Annotated in this window: 19 protein-coding genes; 2 read left to right on the top strand and 17 right to left on the bottom strand. The window is 65.6% G+C overall.

The window, feature by feature from the left end; translation table 11 throughout:
* Position 1: 1 nt before the first annotated feature.
* Genes CBM2586_RS12395 through rfbB form a run of 7 tightly spaced genes read right to left on the bottom strand, consistent with a single transcriptional unit; the run spans position 2 to position 5,913 of the window.
* Positions 2-811, bottom strand: a complete 810-nt coding sequence (locus CBM2586_RS12395) for an ABC transporter permease (protein ID WP_115687797.1) — start codon at positions 809-811, stop codon at positions 2-4.
* On the bottom strand, positions 798-1,307 hold the full coding sequence (locus CBM2586_RS12400; RefSeq protein ID WP_172587075.1) for a GNAT family N-acetyltransferase: 510 nt from the start codon (positions 1,305-1,307) through the stop codon (positions 798-800). Before CBM2586_RS12400 ends, CBM2586_RS12395 begins: the two co-directional genes overlap by 14 nt.
* Positions 1,304-2,431 (bottom strand): DegT/DnrJ/EryC1/StrS family aminotransferase, encoded by a 1,128-nt coding sequence (locus CBM2586_RS12405; protein ID WP_115687801.1) that lies wholly within the window; start codon positions 2,429-2,431, stop codon positions 1,304-1,306. The genes CBM2586_RS12400 and CBM2586_RS12405 overlap by 4 nt, the downstream gene beginning before the upstream one ends.
* 33 nt (positions 2,432-2,464) lie before the next feature.
* Positions 2,465-3,016 carry a dTDP-4-dehydrorhamnose 3,5-epimerase gene (gene rfbC, locus CBM2586_RS12410; protein ID WP_115687803.1) on the bottom strand — a complete coding sequence of 184 codons (552 nt, stop codon included), beginning with the start codon at positions 3,014-3,016 and terminating at the stop codon, positions 2,465-2,467.
* Positions 3,013-3,918: a glucose-1-phosphate thymidylyltransferase RfbA gene (gene rfbA / locus CBM2586_RS12415; RefSeq protein WP_306418333.1), complete on the bottom strand. Its 906-nt coding sequence runs from the start codon at positions 3,916-3,918 to the stop codon at positions 3,013-3,015. The genes rfbC and rfbA overlap by 4 nt, the downstream gene beginning before the upstream one ends.
* Positions 3,897-4,859, bottom strand: a complete 963-nt coding sequence (gene rfbD, locus CBM2586_RS12420) for a dTDP-4-dehydrorhamnose reductase (RefSeq protein WP_115687807.1) — start codon at positions 4,857-4,859, stop codon at positions 3,897-3,899. The genes rfbA and rfbD overlap by 22 nt, the downstream gene beginning before the upstream one ends.
* Positions 4,849-5,913: a dTDP-glucose 4,6-dehydratase gene (gene rfbB, locus CBM2586_RS12425; RefSeq protein ID WP_115687809.1), complete on the bottom strand. Its 1,065-nt coding sequence runs from the start codon at positions 5,911-5,913 to the stop codon at positions 4,849-4,851. The genes rfbD and rfbB overlap by 11 nt, the downstream gene beginning before the upstream one ends.
* Before the next feature lie 232 nt (positions 5,914-6,145).
* On the opposite strand from rfbB, the gene CBM2586_RS12430 reads away from it, so the two are divergent.
* Positions 6,146-6,994, top strand: a complete 849-nt coding sequence (locus CBM2586_RS12430) for a symmetrical bis(5'-nucleosyl)-tetraphosphatase (RefSeq protein WP_115688751.1) — start codon at positions 6,146-6,148, stop codon at positions 6,992-6,994.
* 35 nt (positions 6,995-7,029) lie between these two features.
* On the opposite strand, the gene CBM2586_RS12435 is transcribed toward CBM2586_RS12430, so the two are convergent.
* From CBM2586_RS12435 to CBM2586_RS12465, 7 genes are all read right to left on the bottom strand, one after another.
* Entirely contained in the window at positions 7,030-7,863 is an 834-nt protein-coding gene (locus CBM2586_RS12435; RefSeq protein ID WP_115687811.1) for a lysophospholipid acyltransferase family protein, read from the bottom strand.
* The gene (locus CBM2586_RS12440) at positions 7,860-9,143 is read right to left on the bottom strand and encodes a dihydroorotase (RefSeq protein ID WP_115687813.1); all 1,284 of its coding nucleotides are present in this window, start codon (positions 9,141-9,143) and stop codon (positions 7,860-7,862) included. Before CBM2586_RS12440 ends, CBM2586_RS12435 begins: the two co-directional genes overlap by 4 nt.
* Positions 9,144-9,214: 71 nt before the next feature.
* Positions 9,215-10,186 carry an aspartate carbamoyltransferase catalytic subunit gene (locus CBM2586_RS12445; protein WP_115661393.1) on the bottom strand — a complete coding sequence of 324 codons (972 nt, stop codon included), beginning with the start codon at positions 10,184-10,186 and terminating at the stop codon, positions 9,215-9,217.
* 106 nt (positions 10,187-10,292) lie between these two features.
* The gene (pyrR, locus tag CBM2586_RS12450; protein WP_092306782.1) at positions 10,293-10,829 is read right to left on the bottom strand and encodes a bifunctional pyr operon transcriptional regulator/uracil phosphoribosyltransferase PyrR; all 537 of its coding nucleotides are present in this window, start codon (positions 10,827-10,829) and stop codon (positions 10,293-10,295) included.
* Positions 10,826-11,251: a Holliday junction resolvase RuvX gene (gene ruvX, locus CBM2586_RS12455; RefSeq protein ID WP_115687815.1), complete on the bottom strand. Its 426-nt coding sequence runs from the start codon at positions 11,249-11,251 to the stop codon at positions 10,826-10,828. Before ruvX ends, pyrR begins: the two co-directional genes overlap by 4 nt.
* On the bottom strand, positions 11,244-11,816 hold the full coding sequence (locus tag CBM2586_RS12460) for a YqgE/AlgH family protein (RefSeq protein ID WP_025583981.1): 573 nt from the start codon (positions 11,814-11,816) through the stop codon (positions 11,244-11,246). Before CBM2586_RS12460 ends, ruvX begins: the two co-directional genes overlap by 8 nt.
* A 102-nt stretch (positions 11,817-11,918) precedes the next feature.
* Positions 11,919-12,626: a pseudouridine synthase gene (locus CBM2586_RS12465; protein WP_115661390.1), complete on the bottom strand. Its 708-nt coding sequence runs from the start codon at positions 12,624-12,626 to the stop codon at positions 11,919-11,921.
* Between the two features lie 139 nt (positions 12,627-12,765).
* Between CBM2586_RS12465 and CBM2586_RS12470 the strand changes: the two genes are divergently transcribed.
* A complete protein-coding gene (locus CBM2586_RS12470) occupies positions 12,766-14,325 on the top strand; it encodes a cryptochrome/photolyase family protein (RefSeq protein WP_115687817.1) in 1,560 nt (519 codons plus the stop codon).
* Between the two features lie 21 nt (positions 14,326-14,346).
* Here the strand turns inward: CBM2586_RS12470 and CBM2586_RS12475 are convergent, their stop codons facing one another.
* The 3 genes from CBM2586_RS12475 to hemC are packed head-to-tail and all read right to left on the bottom strand — an operon-like array spanning position 14,347 to position 18,724.
* Entirely contained in the window at positions 14,347-15,537 is a 1,191-nt protein-coding gene (locus tag CBM2586_RS12475; protein ID WP_115687819.1) for a heme biosynthesis protein HemY, read from the bottom strand.
* A gap of 4 nt (positions 15,538-15,541) precedes the next feature.
* Positions 15,542-17,692, bottom strand: a complete 2,151-nt coding sequence (gene hemDX, locus CBM2586_RS12480; protein ID WP_115687821.1) for a fused uroporphyrinogen-III synthase HemD/membrane protein HemX — start codon at positions 17,690-17,692, stop codon at positions 15,542-15,544.
* A gap of 9 nt (positions 17,693-17,701) precedes the next feature.
* A complete protein-coding gene (gene hemC / locus CBM2586_RS12485; RefSeq protein ID WP_115661386.1) occupies positions 17,702-18,724 on the bottom strand; it encodes a hydroxymethylbilane synthase in 1,023 nt (340 codons plus the stop codon).
* Between the last annotated feature and the right edge of the window lie 35 nt (positions 18,725-18,759).

Consider the following 18,759-nt stretch of genomic DNA (forward strand, 5'->3'; position numbering starts at 1 on the left):
ATCATAGAACGTAGACGATGCGATGAGACATGCGCTTCATAACTGCAAACGCGACAACGCCGATCAGAATGGCATAACCAACGGCAACCATCCATACCTCCTCGGGCGGCGAAGCGTTATTGAGCAGCGGATACCTGACAATTTCGATCAGATAATAAAGCGGATTGTATTGATAGATAAAACCGAGACCGCGATCCTTCAGCATGGTGACGGTGTACATCACCGGCGTCACGTAGAATCCGATCTGGATCAATCCACTCAACAGATGCGGTAAATCGCGGTATCTGGCACCAAGGTGCGAAACGATAACCAAGTGAAAGAAATTGATGACAATAAACAGCAGGAAGCCGGGAAAAAACCACAGCGCACCGACTTCGAACTTCCGGCCATAGGCAAGGGCTACTGCCAGGAACACCAGCATGCCGACACCGAACACCACGATATAGGGCACCATGGCCCTATACAGGTAGGTAACCTTGGGGAAGGAAAATTGCTTGATATATCCCTCGGCATTGACAAAAGCGGAGCCGCCCTCTGTCAACGCCGATGTCATGAAACCCCAAATAGCGAGCCCTAACGTCAGAAAGGGCAGGAACTGATCCATCGGCTGATGAAACAGCTTGCCGAAGATAATCCCGACCGCCGCCATAGTAGCCGAAAGATTAATAAGAATCCAAAGCGGCCCCAAAATTGAATTGCGAAACCGCCCCTTGACGTCCTGCACTCCCATATGGAGCCACACACGCCACAGTTTGGCCGCAGCAGCATACTCCGTCAGCGGATGCTTGCGGCTGCTGTTATAGACTGTCATCTAATACACGCTCCATTGCGACCCGCCCTTCCCGGCGGCCTGTTTCCACGAAGCCCAGCTTCTCGTAAATGCGAGCAGCATGGAGGTTCGTCTCCAGCACTTCAAGGTAAGCCTTAGATAATCCAAGCCTGTCGCGCGCGAACACCAGCAACGCCTCGATCGCACGGCGCATCTTCCCTTGCCCTGTGGCCTCCGGCGACACGACAAAGCGACCGATCTCGGCGCTGCCGGTCGACTTGTTTACGTCGTAGATCGCAACCTGTCCAACCAGCACGCCAGTCTCCGGGTCCTGAACTACGAACACGAAGTCGTCGGACTTCTCGGAATACTTTCTAAACCAGCCTTGGTGGCTTTCCAGCGTCAGGACGTCGGAGAAAATAAACTGCTGCCTCACGCCCTCGCGATTGCGCCAGGCCAGCGTCAACGGAAGGTCTTCCGTCGCAAGGGGGCGCAGACGCACCCCCTTGGCTTCGAAGGGCTCGAAGATTGGCTTCATGCAGCGTACTTGCGAACCAGTTCGCAGACGAATTCGACGTCGTTGCGGGTGATACCCATATGCATGGGCAGCGACAGCACTTCGTTGCTGGCGGCATGGGCGCGCGGGCATTTGCCCTTCCCGCTGGCGTACATCCGGTATTCGGTGTTGTCGCGGTAGTGAACGCCCGGATACACCTCATGCTCGTGCAGCGCCAACATGAGTTCGTCGCGATTCTTCACGCGAATCTGGAACAGGTGGCGCGACGAGTCACAGCCTTCGGTGATCGTCGTCAGGCGGATATTGTCGTGACCCGACAGTAGTTCCTCATACCAGTTCGCCAGTTGGCGACGGTACGCATTGTCGTTGTCAAGGTACTTCAGTTGGACGAGGCCGATCGCTGCCATGATGGAGTTGCCGTGGTACTTGTAGCCAACCTCTTCCACGTCGTACATCCACTTGTAGGCACCCTGGGTCGTGGTACGAGCAAACGTGTCCTTGTTGATGCCCAGCCACGTCATCTTGCGAACGCGCTCGTCATCTTCCGCTTCCTGGAAACAGATCATGCCCGAGTCGGCGGTCGGCAAGTTCTTCACGGCCTGGAAGCTGAACACGGTGACATCGGCATCGTGGCCGACGTGGCGCCCGTGATAGCGGGTACCGGACATGTGGGCCGCGTCCAGCACCAGCTTGATACCCTTCTCTTTGCACAGCGCGACCACTTTGTCGTACTGGCCGACATTCCCACCCAATCCGACAAAGATGACGGCACGGGTGCGATCCGTGATGCGCTCGGCAATGCTGTCCGGGTCCAGGCACAGCGATTCGTCGACATCGGCGAAGACCGGCGTTAGGCCGGAATACAAGATGGCGTGGTTGGTGGAAACAAAGGTCAGTGGCGTGGTGATGACCTCATCGCCGTCCGCCCAGCCATACTTCGTCTTGAACAGTTCGAAGGCAAGGTGCAGGCCAACGGTATTGGAGCCGAGGAAATGTGCATACGGCAGACCCGTGTAGGACTTCCAGGCTTCCTCCATTGCATTGGTCTTGAAGCCGAGCCCGGTCCAGCCTTTTTCCAGGCATTCCTGGATTTCTTTCAGGCATTCTTGGACACGGAAATTGGGTACGAACAATTGGATTGCCATCTTTTTCTCCCAGGAATTCAGATATCTATTTAATCATTCAAACAATTCAGCAACTGCGAAAGCCGGCGCGTCTTCATCCTTCTTCGAAAGCACTGGTATTCCGTCGATTGGCCACTCAATGGCCAGTGCCGGGTCGTCCCAGCGCAGCGACCGCTCGAACTGCGGGGCATAATAGTCGGTAGTCTTGTAGAGGAACTCCGCGCTCTCCGACAGCACTACAAAACCATGCGCGAAGCCTTCAGGCACCCACAGCTGACGCTTGTTCTCGGCCGAGAGTTCGACGCCCACCCACTTGCCGAAATTCGGCGAACTGCGGCGGATATCCACCGCCACATCGAACACCGTACCCGCTACCACGCGCACCAGCTTTCCTTGGGGCTGCTGGATCTGGTAGTGCAAGCCACGCAGGACATTCTTCGCGGAGCGAGAATGATTGTCCTGAACGAAATCCCGCTTCAGTCCCGTGGCATCCTCGAACTGGCGCGCATTGAAGCTTTCGAAGAAAAAGCCCCTGTCGTCGCCAAAAACCTTGGGCTCGAGAATCAGAACCTCGGGCAAAGCGGTCGTGACAATATTCATGCTCATGCAATCGACTCCTTCAATACCTGCTGGAGGTACTGGCCATAACCGTTCTTTGCGAGTTCCGATGCAATCTTCTGCATCGTATCTGCCGAAATCCATTGATTGCGGAACGCAATCTCTTCCGGACACGCCACCATCAGCCCCTGCCGCTTCTGCAGTGTCGCGATGAACGTGGCGGCCTCCTGTAGCGAGTCGTGAGTACCGGTGTCCAGCCAGGCATAGCCACGCCCCATGATCTCGACTTCCAGCTGGGCGGCTTCCAGATAGCGCTTGTTCACATCCGTGATTTCGAGCTCGCCACGGGCTGAAGGCTTGATATCCGCCGCGATGTCGCAGACCTGGTTGTCGTAGAAATACAGGCCCGTCACGGCATAGTTGGAGCGAGGCTGCGCCGGTTTCTCTTCCAGCGACAAGGCGCGGAAACTTGCATCGAATTCAACAACGCCATAACGCTCCGGGTCGTGCACATGATAGGCAAATACCGTGGCCCCCGCCTCACGCGACGCCGCGCGCTGCAATTGCTTGGCCAGGTCGTGACCGTGAAAAATGTTGTCGCCAAGAATCAGCGCAGACGGATCGGAGCCAACGAAGGACTTGCCGATAACAAAAGCCTGGGCCAGTCCATCCGGGGATGGTTGCACCGCATACTCGATGTTCAGGCCCCACTGGCTGCCATCCCCCAGCATTTCGGTAAAGCGGGGTGTGTCCTGCGGCGTGGAAATCACCAGGATGTCACGAATACCTGCGAGCATCAGCGTGCTCAGCGGGTAATAGATCATCGGCTTGTCGTAAACGGGAAGCAGTTGCTTGGACACCGATCGCGTGATGGGATATAGACGGGTGCCAGAGCCACCCGCCAGAATTATGCCTTTGCGTTTCATGTCTACTCTTTCGATGTCTTGCATGCATCTGTTACCAGTGCGAACTCCGCGATATCGATGAATTCGCGCAACGTACGCTCCACGTCACGGTGCCACTCGGGTAGCGCAATGCCGAAACCATTCAGCAACTTTGACGTATCGAGACGAGAGTTCGCGGGCCTTGGTGCGGGGCTGCCGTATTCCTCTGCGGTGATCGCGCGGATATTGTCCGCGCCAAGTGACAGAGGCACGCCATTGTCCGTGAGATACCGGACAATCAGTTTTGCATAGTCGCACCAATTGGTCTCGCCCAGTGCAGCCAGGTGATAAACCCCCGGAACGAAGTCTTGCTTCGCGCGGTTCAGGTACCTGCCCACGGCTACAGCCGTGATGTCCGCGACCAGCGAAGCCGGGGTTGGGGCACCCCACTGATCCGACACTACGCTCAGCGATTCACGAGTCGTGGCAGCACGGACGATGCTTTTCAGGAAATTGCCGCCGTGCAAGCCGTAGACCCAGCTCGTGCGGAAAATCAGGTGGTTCGCCGCCGCCGCCTGGACCATGCGCTCGCCGCCCAGCTTCGACTTGCCATAAGCAGACAACGGATTGGGCACGTCAGTTTCCACGTATGCACCGGCCTTGGTGCCGTCGAATACGTAGTCAGTCGAATAGTGGACGACCAGCGCGCCCAAGTTTGCGCCTTCCTCTGCCAGAATTCCCGGCGCGACTAGATTGACCGCATTGGCCAGGTCGACCTCCTGCTCCGCGAGGTCGACCGCGGTGTAGGCGGCGGCATTGACGATGATGTCCGGGTGAGCTGTTCTGACGGCACCTCGCACACTGTCGGCATCGGTCAGATCGCATTGACGGCGGTCCACCGCCACCACGGTTCCATGCAGCGCGAGGCTGCGTGTCAGTTCGAAACCCAGTTGACCATTGGCGCCGATGAGCAGGATCCTGGGGAACATGCCGTACTCAAGCGGCATATTGCTTCGCCACCCAATTCCGATACTCCCCCGACATCACGTCCTGCACCCACGCCTGGTTATCCAGATACCACTGCACCGTCTTGCGCAGGCCGCTTTCAAAGGTCTCGGCCGGCTTCCAGCCCAGTTCGCGTTCCAGCTTGCGTGCATCGATCGCATAGCGGCGATCATGGCCCGGGCGATCCTTGACGAAGGTGATCTGGTCGCGGTACGAGCCGGTGGCCTTGGGCGACAGTTCGTCAAGCAGGTCACACAGGGTGTGCACGACGTCCAGGTTGGTCTTCTCGTTCCAGCCGCCGACGTTATAGGTTTCACCGAGGCGGCCGCGCGCCAGGACCTCGCGGATGGCCGAGCAGTGGTCGCGCACGTACAGCCAGTCACGCACGTTCTTCCCGTCGCCATAGATGGGCAGCGGCTTGCCGGCTAGGGCGTTGGCGATCACCAGCGGAATCAACTTTTCCGGGAAATGATACGGCCCATAGTTGTTCGAGCAGTTCGTTGTCAGAACCGGCAAACCGTAGGTATGGTGATACGCGCGCACCAGGTGATCCGAGGCGGCCTTGGACGCCGAGTACGGGCTGTTGGGTGCGTAGGGGGTCGTTTCCGAGAACTGGGGATCGGTTTCGCTCAACGAGCCGAACACTTCGTCGGTCGATACATGGAGGAAGCGGAATTCGGATTTTGCCGGCTCTTGCAGGCCGCTCCAGTGGGCGCGCGCGGCTTCGAGCAGCGTAAACGTGCCAACGATATTGGTCTCGATAAATTCACCGGGCCCATGAATGGACCGGTCAACATGGCTCTCGGCGGCGAAGTGCACGACCGCGCGGGGCTTGTATGTGGCGAAGAGCTGGTCCAGTGCCGCCCGGTCACAAATATCCGTTTGCGAGAACACGTGCCGCGGATCATCTTCCACCGACGCCAGCGTCTTCCGATTGCCCGCATAAGTGAGCTTGTCGACGTTGACGACCCCATCCGCCGATTTGTCGCCCAGCCATGCCAGAACGAAATTGGCGCCAATGAACCCGGCGCCCCCAGTGACCAAAATATGGGACAAAACTTGCTCCTTGCGTCGATATGTTTCGATGACCCGGCAAAAAGCCGAGCGCCCACCTTGTCCTCTTTTCGGACGGCGGGACCGTAAGTGCCTGCAGAAGTGGCGGTATTCTATCCGACGGAATGCCCCAGCCTGCGTGGCGGCGGCGCCTTTTTGTAGCCTCATGTAACCGTGCCACGTTATATCGGTCACAAAACTACAAATAGAAGCGAATTTGTTCTCCCTGGACCAGATGCCCGAAAAAAACGTTACCCATACATCACTTTATGCCATCGGTGACTTGCAAGGTTGCGCGCCTTCGCTTGACGCCTTGCTGGCTCGCCTGCCCGCACAGCCTGACGTGCGCCTCGTCGGCGACCTCGTCAACCGTGGTCCCGGCTCCCTGCAAACCCTACGCACGATACGCGCCATGGGCGACCGTGCCGAAACCGTCCTTGGCAACCACGACATCCACCTTCTGGCTGTCGCGTCCGGTGTCCGCAAGAAAGGCCGCCACGACACCCTGGACGACATCCTCGCCGCCCCCGACCGCGAGGAGCTCCTCACCTGGCTGCGCCACCGCCCCGTGGCCCTGCTGGAAGACAACTTCCTGCTGGTCCACGCCGGCGTCCTGCCCCAATGGACAGCAGCCCAGGTGATCGACCTTGCCCATGAAGTCGAAGAACAACTGCAGGGCCCTAACTGGCAAGGCTTCCTCGCCGACATCTTCGGCAACAATCCCGATCGCTGGCACGACGGCCTGCGCGGCATGGAGCGGCTCCGCGTGGTGGTGAATGCCCTCACCCGCCTGCGCTACTGCACCACCGACGGGGTGATGGACTTCAAGACCAAGGATAGTCCGGGCAAGGCGCCGGAGGGGTTCATGCCATGGTTCGACGTGCCGGGGCGGCGCACCGGGGACGTGACGGTGGTCTGCGGGCATTGGTCGACGCTGGGCCTGGTCATGCGGCCGGACCTGATGGCGCTGGATACGGGTTGCGTCTGGGGTGGCAAGCTGACGGCGGCGCGCCTGGCGCAGGATCCCGCCGAGCGGACCGTCATCCAGGTGGATTGCCCGCAATATTGCGATCCGCTGGCTTGACTCGCTATCCCGCGTTGGCGGGGACGGCAGGACGGCTAGCCAATGGCAGCGGGCGCGGGCTGGGGCGCGCTGCCGGGTTCGGGCGGTCGATTCAGGCGTTGGGCTGCCGTGGCGGCGTGCTCCGCGGCGCCCTGGCTGAGATGGGCGACGACTTCCCTGGCGGAAGCCGCGAGATCGCGGCGGTCGCCCGAAGCCGGCACCAGCGCCGGCCCGATTACCAGCCGCGCCTTGATCCGCGGCGCGCGCAGGACCGCTTCCAGCGATTGCAGCAGCGTGGTGTCGCCGATATAGGCGGCGGCCAGCGTCGGCTGGCCGGTGGCCGCATCGAGGTAGTTCAATCCCAGCGGCTGCACCGGCAGCCCGCCCGAAATCGGCGCCTGCATCAGGTTGGCATGGAACGGCAGCACGCTGGTCCCATCCGTCGTCGTCCCCTCCGGAAACACCCCGACCAGATCGCCCTGCAGCATCACATCGGTAATGTCATGCAGCACGCGATGCGCATCCCGCTTGCGCGCCCGTTCGATGAAGATGGTGCCGGTCTTGTCGCACAGCCAGCCGATCAGCGGCCAGCTGCGGATCTCGGACTTGGCGACGAAGCGCACCGGCTGCCAGCTGTGGATGACGTAGATGTCCAGCCACGAGATGTGGTTGGACACCACCATCGCCCCCTGCCGCGCCGCGCCGGTGTGCGCGGCGCCAGTGGCGTCTACCACCTCCACTTCCACCCCGCAGATCCGCAGCAGGCGCCGCGACCAGCGCCGTATATGCCATGCGCGCGAGCGCACGCCCAGCCATGGGAACAGCAAGGCGCACGTCAGCAACCCGCGCAGCAGGTGCAGGACCAGTGCGGTCTTGCGCAGCCAGATCATGCCTGGGCGTGGTTGCCGTAGACGACTTGCCCGCCGAACAGGGTCATGCGGACCTTGCCTTCCATTTCGTAGCCGAGCCACGGCGAGTTCTTGCCCTGGCTCTTGAGGGAGCGGCGCTCGACCTTCCACACTTGCCTGGGATCGAACACGCACACGTCGGCGGCGCGGCCGACGGCGAGGGTGCCGGCCTTGAGGCCGATCACGCGCGCGGGCTCGGCGGTGATGCGGGCCAGCGCCTGGGCCAGCGGGACCTTGTGCTCGCTGGCCCAGCGCAGGGTCAGCGGCAGCAGCAGCTCCAGGCCGGTTGCGCCGGGCGAGGCTTCGGCGAAGGGCAGCAGTTTCTCGTCGTCATCGACCGGCGTGTGGTCGGAGCACAGGGCATCGATGGTGCCGTCGGCCAGCGCGGCGACGATGGCGTCGCGGTCGCGCGGGCTGCGCAGCGGCGGCGAGAAGCGCATCTGCGAGTTGAAGTAGCCGATATCCATGTCGGTCAGCGAGACGTGGTGGATATTGACGTCGCAGGTCACTTTCAGGCCTTCGCGCTTGGCCTGGCGCACCAGTTCCAGCCCGGCGGCGGACGACAGGCGGCACAGGTGCACGCGCGCGCCGGTGCTGCGCATCAGTTCGAAGATGGTATGCAGCCGCACGGTCTCGGCAATCACCGACACGCCCGACAGGCCCAGGCGCGAGGCCACCGCGCCGCTGGCGGCGACGCCGCCGCCAAGGAAGGGGTCTTCCGGGCGCAGCCAGACGGTGAAGCCGAAGGTCTGCGCGTATTGCAGCGCGCGCAGCAGCACCTGGGTGTTGCGCACCGGAGCCTCGGCCTGGCTGAAGCCGACGCAGCCGGCCTCGGTCAGCTGCCCCATCTCGGTCAGGGTCTCGCCCTTCAGGCCCAGCGTCAGCGCGCCCAGCGGGTAGACATGGGTCTGGTTCAGGGTGCGGGCGCGGAACTTCAGCATCTCGACCAGGCCGGGTTCGTCGAGCACGGGGTCGGTGTCGGGCGGGCACACCAGGCTGGTGACGCCGCCGGCGGTGGCGGCCGCGACCTCGGACTCGAGCGTGGCCTTGTATTCGTAGCCGGGCTCGCGCAGGCGCGCGGAGAGGTCGACCAGGCCGGGGCATACGATCAGCCCTTTGGCATCGATGATCTTGTTGGCGGTGAAGTCCGCCGGGGCGCTGCCGACGCCGACGATCTTGCCGGCGGCGATGTACAGGTCCTGCGCGGCGTCGGTGTTGCTGGCCGGATCGATCAGGCGGCCGCCCTGGATGTGAATCTTCATAGCTTGGCTTGTCGTGTCGCTGGGCTGGTTCGGTGTGTTGTGGCTGGCGTACGGGGTCGAGCTGTCCGGCATTAGTCGTTGTTCCCGGCGACGATGCCCATCACCGCCATGCGCACGGCGATGCCGAAGGTGACCTGGTTCAGGATCACGGATTGCGGGCCGTCGGCCACGGCGGAGTCGATCTCGACGCCGCGGTTCATGGGCCCCGGGTGCATCACGATGGCGTCGGGCCGGGCCAGCGCCAGGCGCTCCGGCGTGAGGCCGTAGGCCTTGAAGTACTCCTGCGCGGAGGGCAGCAGCGCGCCGCTCATGCGTTCGTTCTGCAGCCGCAGCATGATGACCACGTCGACGCCCTTGAGGCCCTCTTCCATGCTGTGGAACACGCGCACGCCCATCTGTTCCAGCCCGGACGGCAGCAGCGTGCGCGGGCCGATGGCGCGCACTTCGGGCACGCCCAGCGTGGTCAGCGCGTGGATGTCGGAGCGCGCCACGCGCGAGTGCAGGATGTCGCCGACGATGGCCACCGTCAGGTTGGTGAAGTCCTGCTTGAAATGCCGGATGGTGTACATGTCCAGCAGGCCCTGGGTCGGATGCGCATGGCGGCCGTCGCCGGCGTTGATCACGTGCACGTGCGGGGCGACGTGCTCGGCGATCAGGTAGGGCGCGCCCGAGCTGGCATGGCGCACCACGAACATGTCGGCGGACATTGCCGACAGGTTGTTGATGGTGTCCAGCAGCGACTCGCCCTTGCTGGTCGACGAGGCATTGATGTTCAGGTTCAGCACATCCGCAGACAGCCGCTTGGCGGCGATCTCGAAGGTGGTGCGGGTGCGGGTGGAGTTCTCGAAGAACAGGTTGAACACGCTCTTGCCGCGCAGCAGCGGCACCTTCTTGACATCGCGGTCGGAGTCGGACAGCGAGACGAACTGGCTGGCGGTGTCGAGGATGTGCGTGATCATGTCACGCGACAACCCCTCGATCGACAGCAGGTGCTTCAGTTCGCCGTTCTTGGTGAGCTGCGGGTTGCGGAACGTCTTGGTCATGGCTGGTCGGGCGCGGGCAAAAAACGGGAGGTGGTCTGGTCTCGGGGCAGGCTTGCGGGCTGTCGGGCCGGGCTTCCGGGCGCGCCGGGCGCCCTTCGGTGCCGGTTCAGCCGGTGGCGGAATCGGTGGGTTCGGTGGCGAAGGCGAATTGCGCGGCCGCACCCTCGCCCTGGCGCGACAGCACCAGGGTCGTGCCGGGCGGCAGCGCCATCTCGGCGGCGCACAGGTCGGCGGCGATCGGCAGCTGGCGTCCGCCGCGGTCGACCAGCACGCCCAGCGCCACGCGCGCGGGGCGGCCGTAGTCGAACAACTCGTTGACGGCGGCGCGGATGGTGCGGCCGGTGGCCAGCACGTCGTCGATCAGCAGGATGTTGCGATCATCCACGGCAAACGGCAGCGTGGTCGGCTGGGCCTGGCTGTGCAGGCCCTTCTTGGCATAGTCGTCGCGATGGAAGGCGACGTTGATCACGCCGTGGTCGGGCAGTTGCAGGTCCGCGGCCAGCCGCGCGGCGATCCATGCGCCGCCGGAATGGATGCCGGCCACCGACCAGCGCGCGCGCTCGGCCTCGGGGATCAGCGCCTGCGCCTGGTCCAGCAGCTTGCGGTACAGCGACTCGGCGTCGGGAACGGAAATCTGCGTCATAGCGGGAATTGGTCGAAGTACTGTTGCAGGATGATGCGCGCGGCCTCGGCATCGAGTTGGCCGCGGCGCGCGCCGGCCATCGACGCGGCGCGCGAGGTATAGCGCTCATCGACCCACTCCACCGGCAGGCCGAAGCGGCCGTTGAGCTGGTTGCCGAAGCGCCGCGCCAGCTTCATCGACGGTTGCTCCCCGCCTTCGGGGTTGACCGGCATGCCGACGATCAGCTGCACCGGATTCCACTCCTGGATCAGCGCCGCCACGGCCTCGAAGCGGCCTTCGACGGTGATATTGGGAAGGATGGTCAGGGCACGCGCCTCGCGCGTGATGAAGTTGCCCAGCGCGACGCCGATCTTTTTTTCGCCGTAGTCGAATGCCAGGACCGTGCCGTCGCGGGGCAGTTCACGCCCCACGGCATCAGGCATGCCCGGCCTCGCCGGACAGCATGGTGAAGTCGATGCCGAGCAGCCGGATGGCGGCGGCAAAGCGCTCGTCGGGCGGCACGCTGAAGATGATCTCGGGATCGGCCTGGACCGTGAGCCAGCCGTTGCGGCTAAGCTCTTCCTCGAGCTGGCCGGCGCCCCAGCCGGAATATCCCAGCGTCAGCAGGAAGCGGTGCGGGCCGCTGCCGTTGGCCACGGCCTCGAGCACATCCTTGGAGGTGGTCATCTCCAGCCCGCCGGGAACGGCCAGCGACGAGACATAGACCCCGACCGGGTCGTGCAGCACGAAACCGCGCTCGGTCTGCACCGGGCCGCCGAAATAGACCGGCTGGTGCGCCACGGGCTGGATCTCGAGCTTGAGGTCGATCTTGTCGAACAGCGTGGCCATGTCGATGTCGATGGGCCGGTTGATCACCAGCCCGAGCGCGCCACGCTCATTGTGTTCGCAGATGTAGACGACGGAACCCGAAAAGGTCGGATCGGCCATGCCGGGCATGGCAATCAGGAACTGATTGGTTAGATTGATGGGTGCTTCGGGCTTCGCCATGCCTTGCATTTTATCAAATCGCCGGGGGTCTTCCGGAAAAGATTGGCGGGCGCTCCAGTGCAGCAATGGGCGCTCCGCCGCCCGCCACAACCGCGGTCAGGCTCAGGCCTTGCGCGTCAGCGCAGCCAGTTCGTCCGCCGTCAGCCAGCGCCATTGGCCCTCTGCCAGGGCCGGATCGAGCTGCAGGCTGCCGATCGCGCTGCGATGCAGCGCGTCGACGTGATTGCCCGCGGCCGCGACCATGCGCTTGACCTGATGGTACTTGCCTTGCACCAGGGTCAGCCGCAGGCTGCGTTCGCCGGTGATCTCGCAGGCTTCCGCCGCGATCGGTGCCGGTTCGTCCAGCAGCTGCACGCCGCTGCGCAGCGCCTCGGCCTGCTCCGGCGCGACCGGCTCGGCGGTGGTCACATCATAGATCTTGGGCACCTTGCGCTTGGGCGAGGTCTGGGCGTGGATGAACTGGCCATCGTCGGTCAGCAGCAGCAGGCCGGTGGTGTCATGGTCCAGCCGGCCCACCGCCTGCACCTCGCGCTGGCGCAGCGGCACCGGCAGCAGGTTGTAGACGCTGGGATGGTGGCGCGGGCGTTGCGAGCATTCATAGCCGGCGGGCTTGTTCAGCATCAGGTAGGCCTTGGTGCAGGCCAGCCATTGCTCGCCGTCGATGGTCAGGCGCAGGCCATCCACCTCGAACTGCGCGCGCGGGTCTTCGCACAGCTCGCCGTTGACCTCGACCAGACCGGCGGCGATCAGGTCGCCGCAGTAGCGGCGCGTGCCAAAGCCCTGGGATTGAAGGATGCGGTCGAGAGTCATGAGCTTCTGTAGAAATTGCGGTTGCGGCCCGGCGCGCGGCGGCGTGCCGGCTCCGTACCGCTATGTTAGGGTATCGGCGCGATCGATCCGGCGCCCACAAGTCTCAGCGCCGGCCAACCCGTCAGACAGGCAAGCGAAGATGCAGGCAGCAGCCCACCCGGCTACGTCCCGGCAACCGTACCGGATCGGCAAGACCTTTGCGCGCGGACTGGTCTGGTTCCGGCGCGACCTGCGCGCCACCGACCACGCGGCGCTGCATTATGCCCTGCGGCACTGCGCGCAGGTGTGGTGCGTGTTCGCGTTCGACCGCGACATCCTCGACCCGCTGCTGGCGCGCGGGCCGCGGGCCGACCGGCGGGTCGAGTTCATCCGGCAATCGCTGGTGGAACTCGCCGAGACACTGGCCGCCGCCGGCGGCGGCCTGATCGTGCTGCACGACCGCGCGCAGGGCGCCATTCCGGCACTGGCGCGCGCACTGGAAGCCGAGGCGGTCTTTGCCAACCACGATTACGAGCCCGCCGCCAACGCGCGCGACGAAGCGGTGCGCCAGGCGCTGTCGGCACACGCCTGCGCGCTGCTCACCTTCAAGGACCAGGCGATCTTCGAGCGCAACGAGATCCTCAACGGCCAGGGCAAGCCGTTCTCGGTGTTCACCCCGTACAAGAACGCCTGGCTCAGGACCGTGGAGCCGTTCGACCTGCGCCCTTATCCGGTCGACCCGTACCTGCCGGCGCTGGCCCCGGTGCCCGCCGCGTACCGCCAGACGGTGCCGACGCTCGCGCAACTCGGCTTTGGCGCCAGCAATCTCGCCGAGATCGCGATGCCCACCGGTGCCTCTGGTGCACAGGCCCTGTTCGAGGAATTCACCGGGCGCATCGGCAACTACGGCCGCCGGCGCGACTACCCTGCCCTGCGCGGCCCCAGCTACCTGTCGGTGCACCTGCGCTTCGGCACCATCTCGATCCGCACGCTGGCGCGCGCCGCGCACGCAGCCATGCTGCGCGGCGGCGCCGACAGCGCGGGCGCCGCGGTGTGGCTGTCGGAGCTGATCTGGCGCGACTTCTATTTCATGATCCTGCACCACCATCCGCGCGTGGCCGCCGGCGCCGCGTTCCACCCGGCCTATGACGCGATCCGCTGGCAGGACGGCGACACCGGCGAGCGCTATTTCCGCGCCTGGTGCGACGCCGCCACCGGCTATCCGCTGATCGACGCGGCGATGCTGCAGATCCGGCAAAGCGGCTACATGCACAACCGCCTGCGGATGGTCACGGCCAGCTTCCTGGTGAAGGACCTCGGCGTCGACTGGCGCCGCGGCGAACAGTACTTTGCCGACCAGCTCAATGACTTCGACCTCGCCGCCAACAACGGCGGCTGGCAATGGGCGGCATCCACCGGCTGCGACGCGCAGCCGTGGTTCCGCATCTTCAACCCGGTGACGCAATCGCAGAAGTTCGACCCGCAGGGGCGCTTTATCCGCAAATACCTGCCGCAGCTGGCGGCCTTGCCGGACAAGTACCTGCATGCGCCATGGACCGCGCCGGAAGCCGTGCTGGCGGATGCGGGCGTGCGCCTGGGCGACAACTACCCGCGTCCGCTGGTGCAGCATGACGTGGCGCGCCGGCAAACGCTGCGGCGCTATGAAGCGGTGAAGCAGGTGGCGAAGCAGGAGGTGAAGGACGCCGGCGCGGAGGACTGAACGCCCCGGCCGGGGCGGCGCTCAGGCGGCCAGCATCGCGCTTTCGCGATAGTGGCGCTGCGCGTCCTCGAAGCGCTCGGTTTCCTCGAACAGCCGCGCCAGCGCCAGGTGCGTGCGCACGCGCAGGCGGCGCTGCTGGTCCGGATCGGCATACTTGAGCGCGCGCTCGAAGCTGGACTGGGCCTTGCCCCACAGCTTCTCGCCCAGGCACAGCACCCCCAGCGCGTAGTAGAGGTCGGCGTCGGCGGGATGCGCGGCCAGCCATTTCTCGGCCTGCTGGATCTGCGGCAGCGCATGGCCGGGCACGGCGCAATCGGCATAGCGCAGCACCAGGCGGCTGTCCCAGTTGACCTTGAGCGCGTCTTCGATGATGCGGCGTGCCTCGTTCTGCCGGCCAAGTGCGGCGAAGTAGCGCGCCGCCGGTTCGGCGATGCGGGTGGCGCGGCGCTCGTCGGCGGACAAAGAGCGCCAGAACTCGGACAGCGCCTCGGCATCGTGGCGGCGCTCGTCCAGCATGGCTTCGACCGCCATCTGCTTGAGCCGCAGCGCCAGCACCGGATGCAGCGCGTTGCGCTTCTCCAGCGAGCGCGCCAGGCGCAGCACCTCCGACCAGTTCTTCAGGTGCTGGTGCGCGCGCAGCGCGATGCGCTGCACGTGGATCTGGCGCGCGCCCTGCGACTGCAGCTGGGCGATGGTTTCGAGCGCGCCGTCGGCGTCGCGGGCATCGACCAGCAGCTCGGCCATCGACACCAGCCGCGCCTGCTCGCGCTCGGGGTCGGTCACCTGCGCCATCCAGGCGTCGCGGCGCTCGGTTTCCTGCATGCGGTGGGCGGCGCGCGCGCCGATCAGCGCGGCGGTCTGGGCCTGGTCGTCCCACGACTGGGCCTCGCGCGCGGCGCGCTCGGCGCGGGCAAAACGCCCGGCGAACAGGTTCTCGATCGACTCCCTCAGTGCCGCCTGGGCCTTGCTCATGCGGCTGCGCTCGCGGTAGGCGGCGGCGCGGCGCGGCATCTCGGCCAGATGGCGGATGGTGGTCATCACCGTCCACACCACGAAGAAGATCAGCAGCAGCAACGCCAGCGCCAGGTTCAGCGACAGCTCGACGCGGTACGGCGGATAGAACAGCACCACATTGCTGTGGTTGAACTGCGTGAACAGGGCCAGCCCGACGGCGCCGCCAAACAGGACCGCAACCCAGAACAGAAGGCGCATGGGCTTACTCCTTCTTCAGGGCTTGCAGCGCGCCCAGGCTCTCGGCCATGGTCGGCAGCTGCACCGTGACCGCGCCGGCCTGCGCCTGCCGCAGCAGTGTCAGCACGCCCTGCACTCGGCGCGACTTGGTATCGAAATAGCGGCCGATCATCGCCTGCGCGGCGGCCAGGTCGTTGCGGAACACGGGCTCGTTGCGCGACAGCAGCGCCAGGCGCGCATTGAGCAGGCGCAGCTTGACGTTCTCGCGCAGGAACCAGCCCTGGTCGCCCGACAGCAGCAGCGCCTCGGCATCGTCGACCTTGCGGATGCGGATCACCTGCGCCAGCTCTTCGCGCAGGTAGTCCCAGAAGCGGGTGAACCAGCCCGGGCCGGTGCCGTTGGCGGCGGCCGGCGCGCTGGCGCCATTGCCACCGTTGGCGGCGGCACCCTTGCGCGCATCGGCCTCGCTGCGCTCGAGCATGCGCTCGCTGGACAGCAGCGGCAGCGCGTCGACCTGGTTGATGGCTTCGTCCAGTTTGATCGCGGCGCCGGTCAGGTCGGTGTCGGGCACCGCCTTCATGCGCGCCACGTCGCGCGCGATGGCCCGGCGCAGCAGGTTGTATTGCGGCTTGTCGGTGCGCGCCAGGCGAGCATCGGCGCTTTGCAGCGCGGCCAGCGCGACCTGCACGTTGCCGGTCAGCTGCAGTTGCTGGCCGGCGCTGGTCAGCAACTGCTGGATCTCGGCGATTTCCCAGTCGTCGCGGTTGCGCATCAGGTCCTGGTAGACCTGCTCCAGCGCCACCTGCTTGTCGCGGGTCTCGCCGACCTGGTTCTCCAGCGCGCCGACCTTGGCCTGCAGCTCCTTGACGGTGTCCTGCGCGTTGCGCGTCAGCACGCGCGACTCCTGCACCAGGGCGTCATTGCTTTGCTGGCGGCGCGCCAGCTCGCCGGTGAGGTGGTCGACGCGCTGCTGCAGCCACCAGAAGCCGCCGGCGGTGGCCACCACCAGCACGGCAACCAGCGCCCACAGCGCGGCGGAGCGGCGCGCGGCGGGACGGGCAGCGCCGGCGTGGCCGGCGCCTTGCGGCGGCACCGCCTGCGCGGACTGCGCCGGGTGGACAGAGGCCGCAGCGGGCGGCGGCGTAGCGGAGGAGGACGTGGTTTCTTGCGTCACGCGTTCGACCTTCGTTGACATTGCAGGGACTGCGGCAGGCGCGCTGGCGGCCGGGTGGGCGGCTGACTGGGCGACACCTTCGACCGGCCGCGAGACCGCCGCTGCGGGCGGCGCCGGCAGGCTCGAGGGCGCGGGGCCAGCATAGGCATCGGCCCACTGCAGGCACGCCGCCAGCAGGCCGGCATCGCCGGGCGCGGCGCGCTGGATATGGGCGAAGCCCAGTGCCAGCGCCTGTTCGGCGATTCTCGCATGGGGCGCGATGCACTGCACCTGCCGCAGGGAAGCGTCTTCCTGGGGCGACAGATGCTGCCGCGCCATCACGTCGAGGTTGCGCACCGCCTCGGAACTGGTTAGCAGCCAGGCATGCGGTGCGGCGCCGGGACGCAGGTTGTCGCGCACGGCCTGCCATTGCATCGCACCGGGTTCCGGCAGCGTGCGCTGGTAGGCCTCGACCGCTTCGACCTGGGCGCCGGCCTCGCGCAGGCGGTCGCCGAGCCAGTCGCGCCCGCCGTTGCCGCGGATGATAAGCACCGGCTTGCCGGCCAGCGCGGCGGGGTCGAGCTGCGCCCACAGCGCCTCGGAATCGAAACGCAGCGCCTCGGCATCGGGCACCGTATCGTCATGGCCCGGCCCGTTGGCGTTGGCACCCGCGGGCGCGATCACGCGATACGCCGGCGCGGCGATGCCGCGCTCGGCCAGCGCGGCGACGCTGGCGGGGCCGACCACCGCCACCGCGACCTGCGCCGGCCAGCGGGCGACGGCCGCGCCCTGCACGCCCGCGAGCGTGTCCAGGGCAAAGGCAATGGCATTGGGACTGACGAACACCACCAGCGCAAACGTGTCCAGCCGCGCCAGCGCCGCGCGCAGCGGCGCGTCGTCAGCGGCGGGGCCGATCGCCAGCAGCGGGAAGCTGAGTACATCCAGACCGGCGCCCTGCAGGGCCTCGGTCAGTTGCCGGGACTGCCCGGCGGGTCGTGTCACAACGACGGTCGGGCGGGGCATCGGGCAGCCTCAGGCGGGAGATGGGGAAGCGCCGGTATCGTCCGGACGGCCTGAATCGGCCAGCGCGGCGAGGATCGACTCGGCGCCCTGCGCCAGCAGGTCGCTGGCGCAAGCCTGGCCCAGCGCTTCGGCGGCAGCCAGGTCGGCAGCCGGCCCGGCCGCCGCGGCGCGGATGGCGCGGCTGCCGTCGGGCAAGGCGACGAAGGCCTCCAGCCGCAGCTGGTCGCCGTCCCAGCGCGCGTGCGCGGCCAGCGGGACCTGGCAGGAGCCTCCCAGCCGGCGCGACACGGCACGCTCGGCGGTCACCGCCAGCGCGGTCGGCTGGTGGTTCAGCGGCGCCAGCCATGCGGCCAGTTCGGGGCGGGTGGAAAGGGTCTCGATGCCCAGCGCGCCCTGTCCCGCGGCCGGCAGCGACGCCTCCGCCGGGATCAGCGCGCGGATGCGTTGGCCCAGCCCAAGCCGCTTCAGGCCGGCGGCAGCCAGGATGATGGCGCCATAGTCGCCGCGATCGAGCTTGCCCAGGCGCGTGTCCAGGTTGCCGCGCAAGGGCTTGACCACCAGGTGCGGGTAGCGGCTGCGCAAGGCGGCTTCGCGGCGCAGGCTGGAGGTGCCGACCACGGTGCCGGCCGGCATCTGGTCCAGCGACGCATACGCCGACGACACCAGCGCGTCGCGCGGGTCTTCGCGCTCCATCACCGCGGCCAGGGTGAAGCCCGGGGGCAGCTCCATCGGCACATCCTTGAGCGAATGCACCGCGAGGTCGGCCCGGCCTTCGTCCATCGCGAACTCCAGTTCTTTGACAAACAGACCCTTGCCGCCGACTTTGGACAGCGTACGGTCTAGAATCTGGTCTCCGCGCGTGGTCATGCCAAGAATGGACACGTCGCACGCGGGATAGTATTGTTGCAATGCAGCACGCACATGTTCGGCCTGCCACAGCGCCAGACGGCTCTCTCGGGAGGCAATGACGAGCTTTTGCGGAAGGTTGCGAGACACGACAGCGGTAGCGGAAGACGGGGTGGCGGACGACATGCGTCAATGGTAGCACGCGCCCCAATCGCCCCTCC

The sequence above is a fragment of the Cupriavidus taiwanensis genome, assembly GCF_900250115.1.
Classification (GTDB): Bacteria; Pseudomonadota; Gammaproteobacteria; order Burkholderiales; family Burkholderiaceae; genus Cupriavidus; species Cupriavidus taiwanensis_B.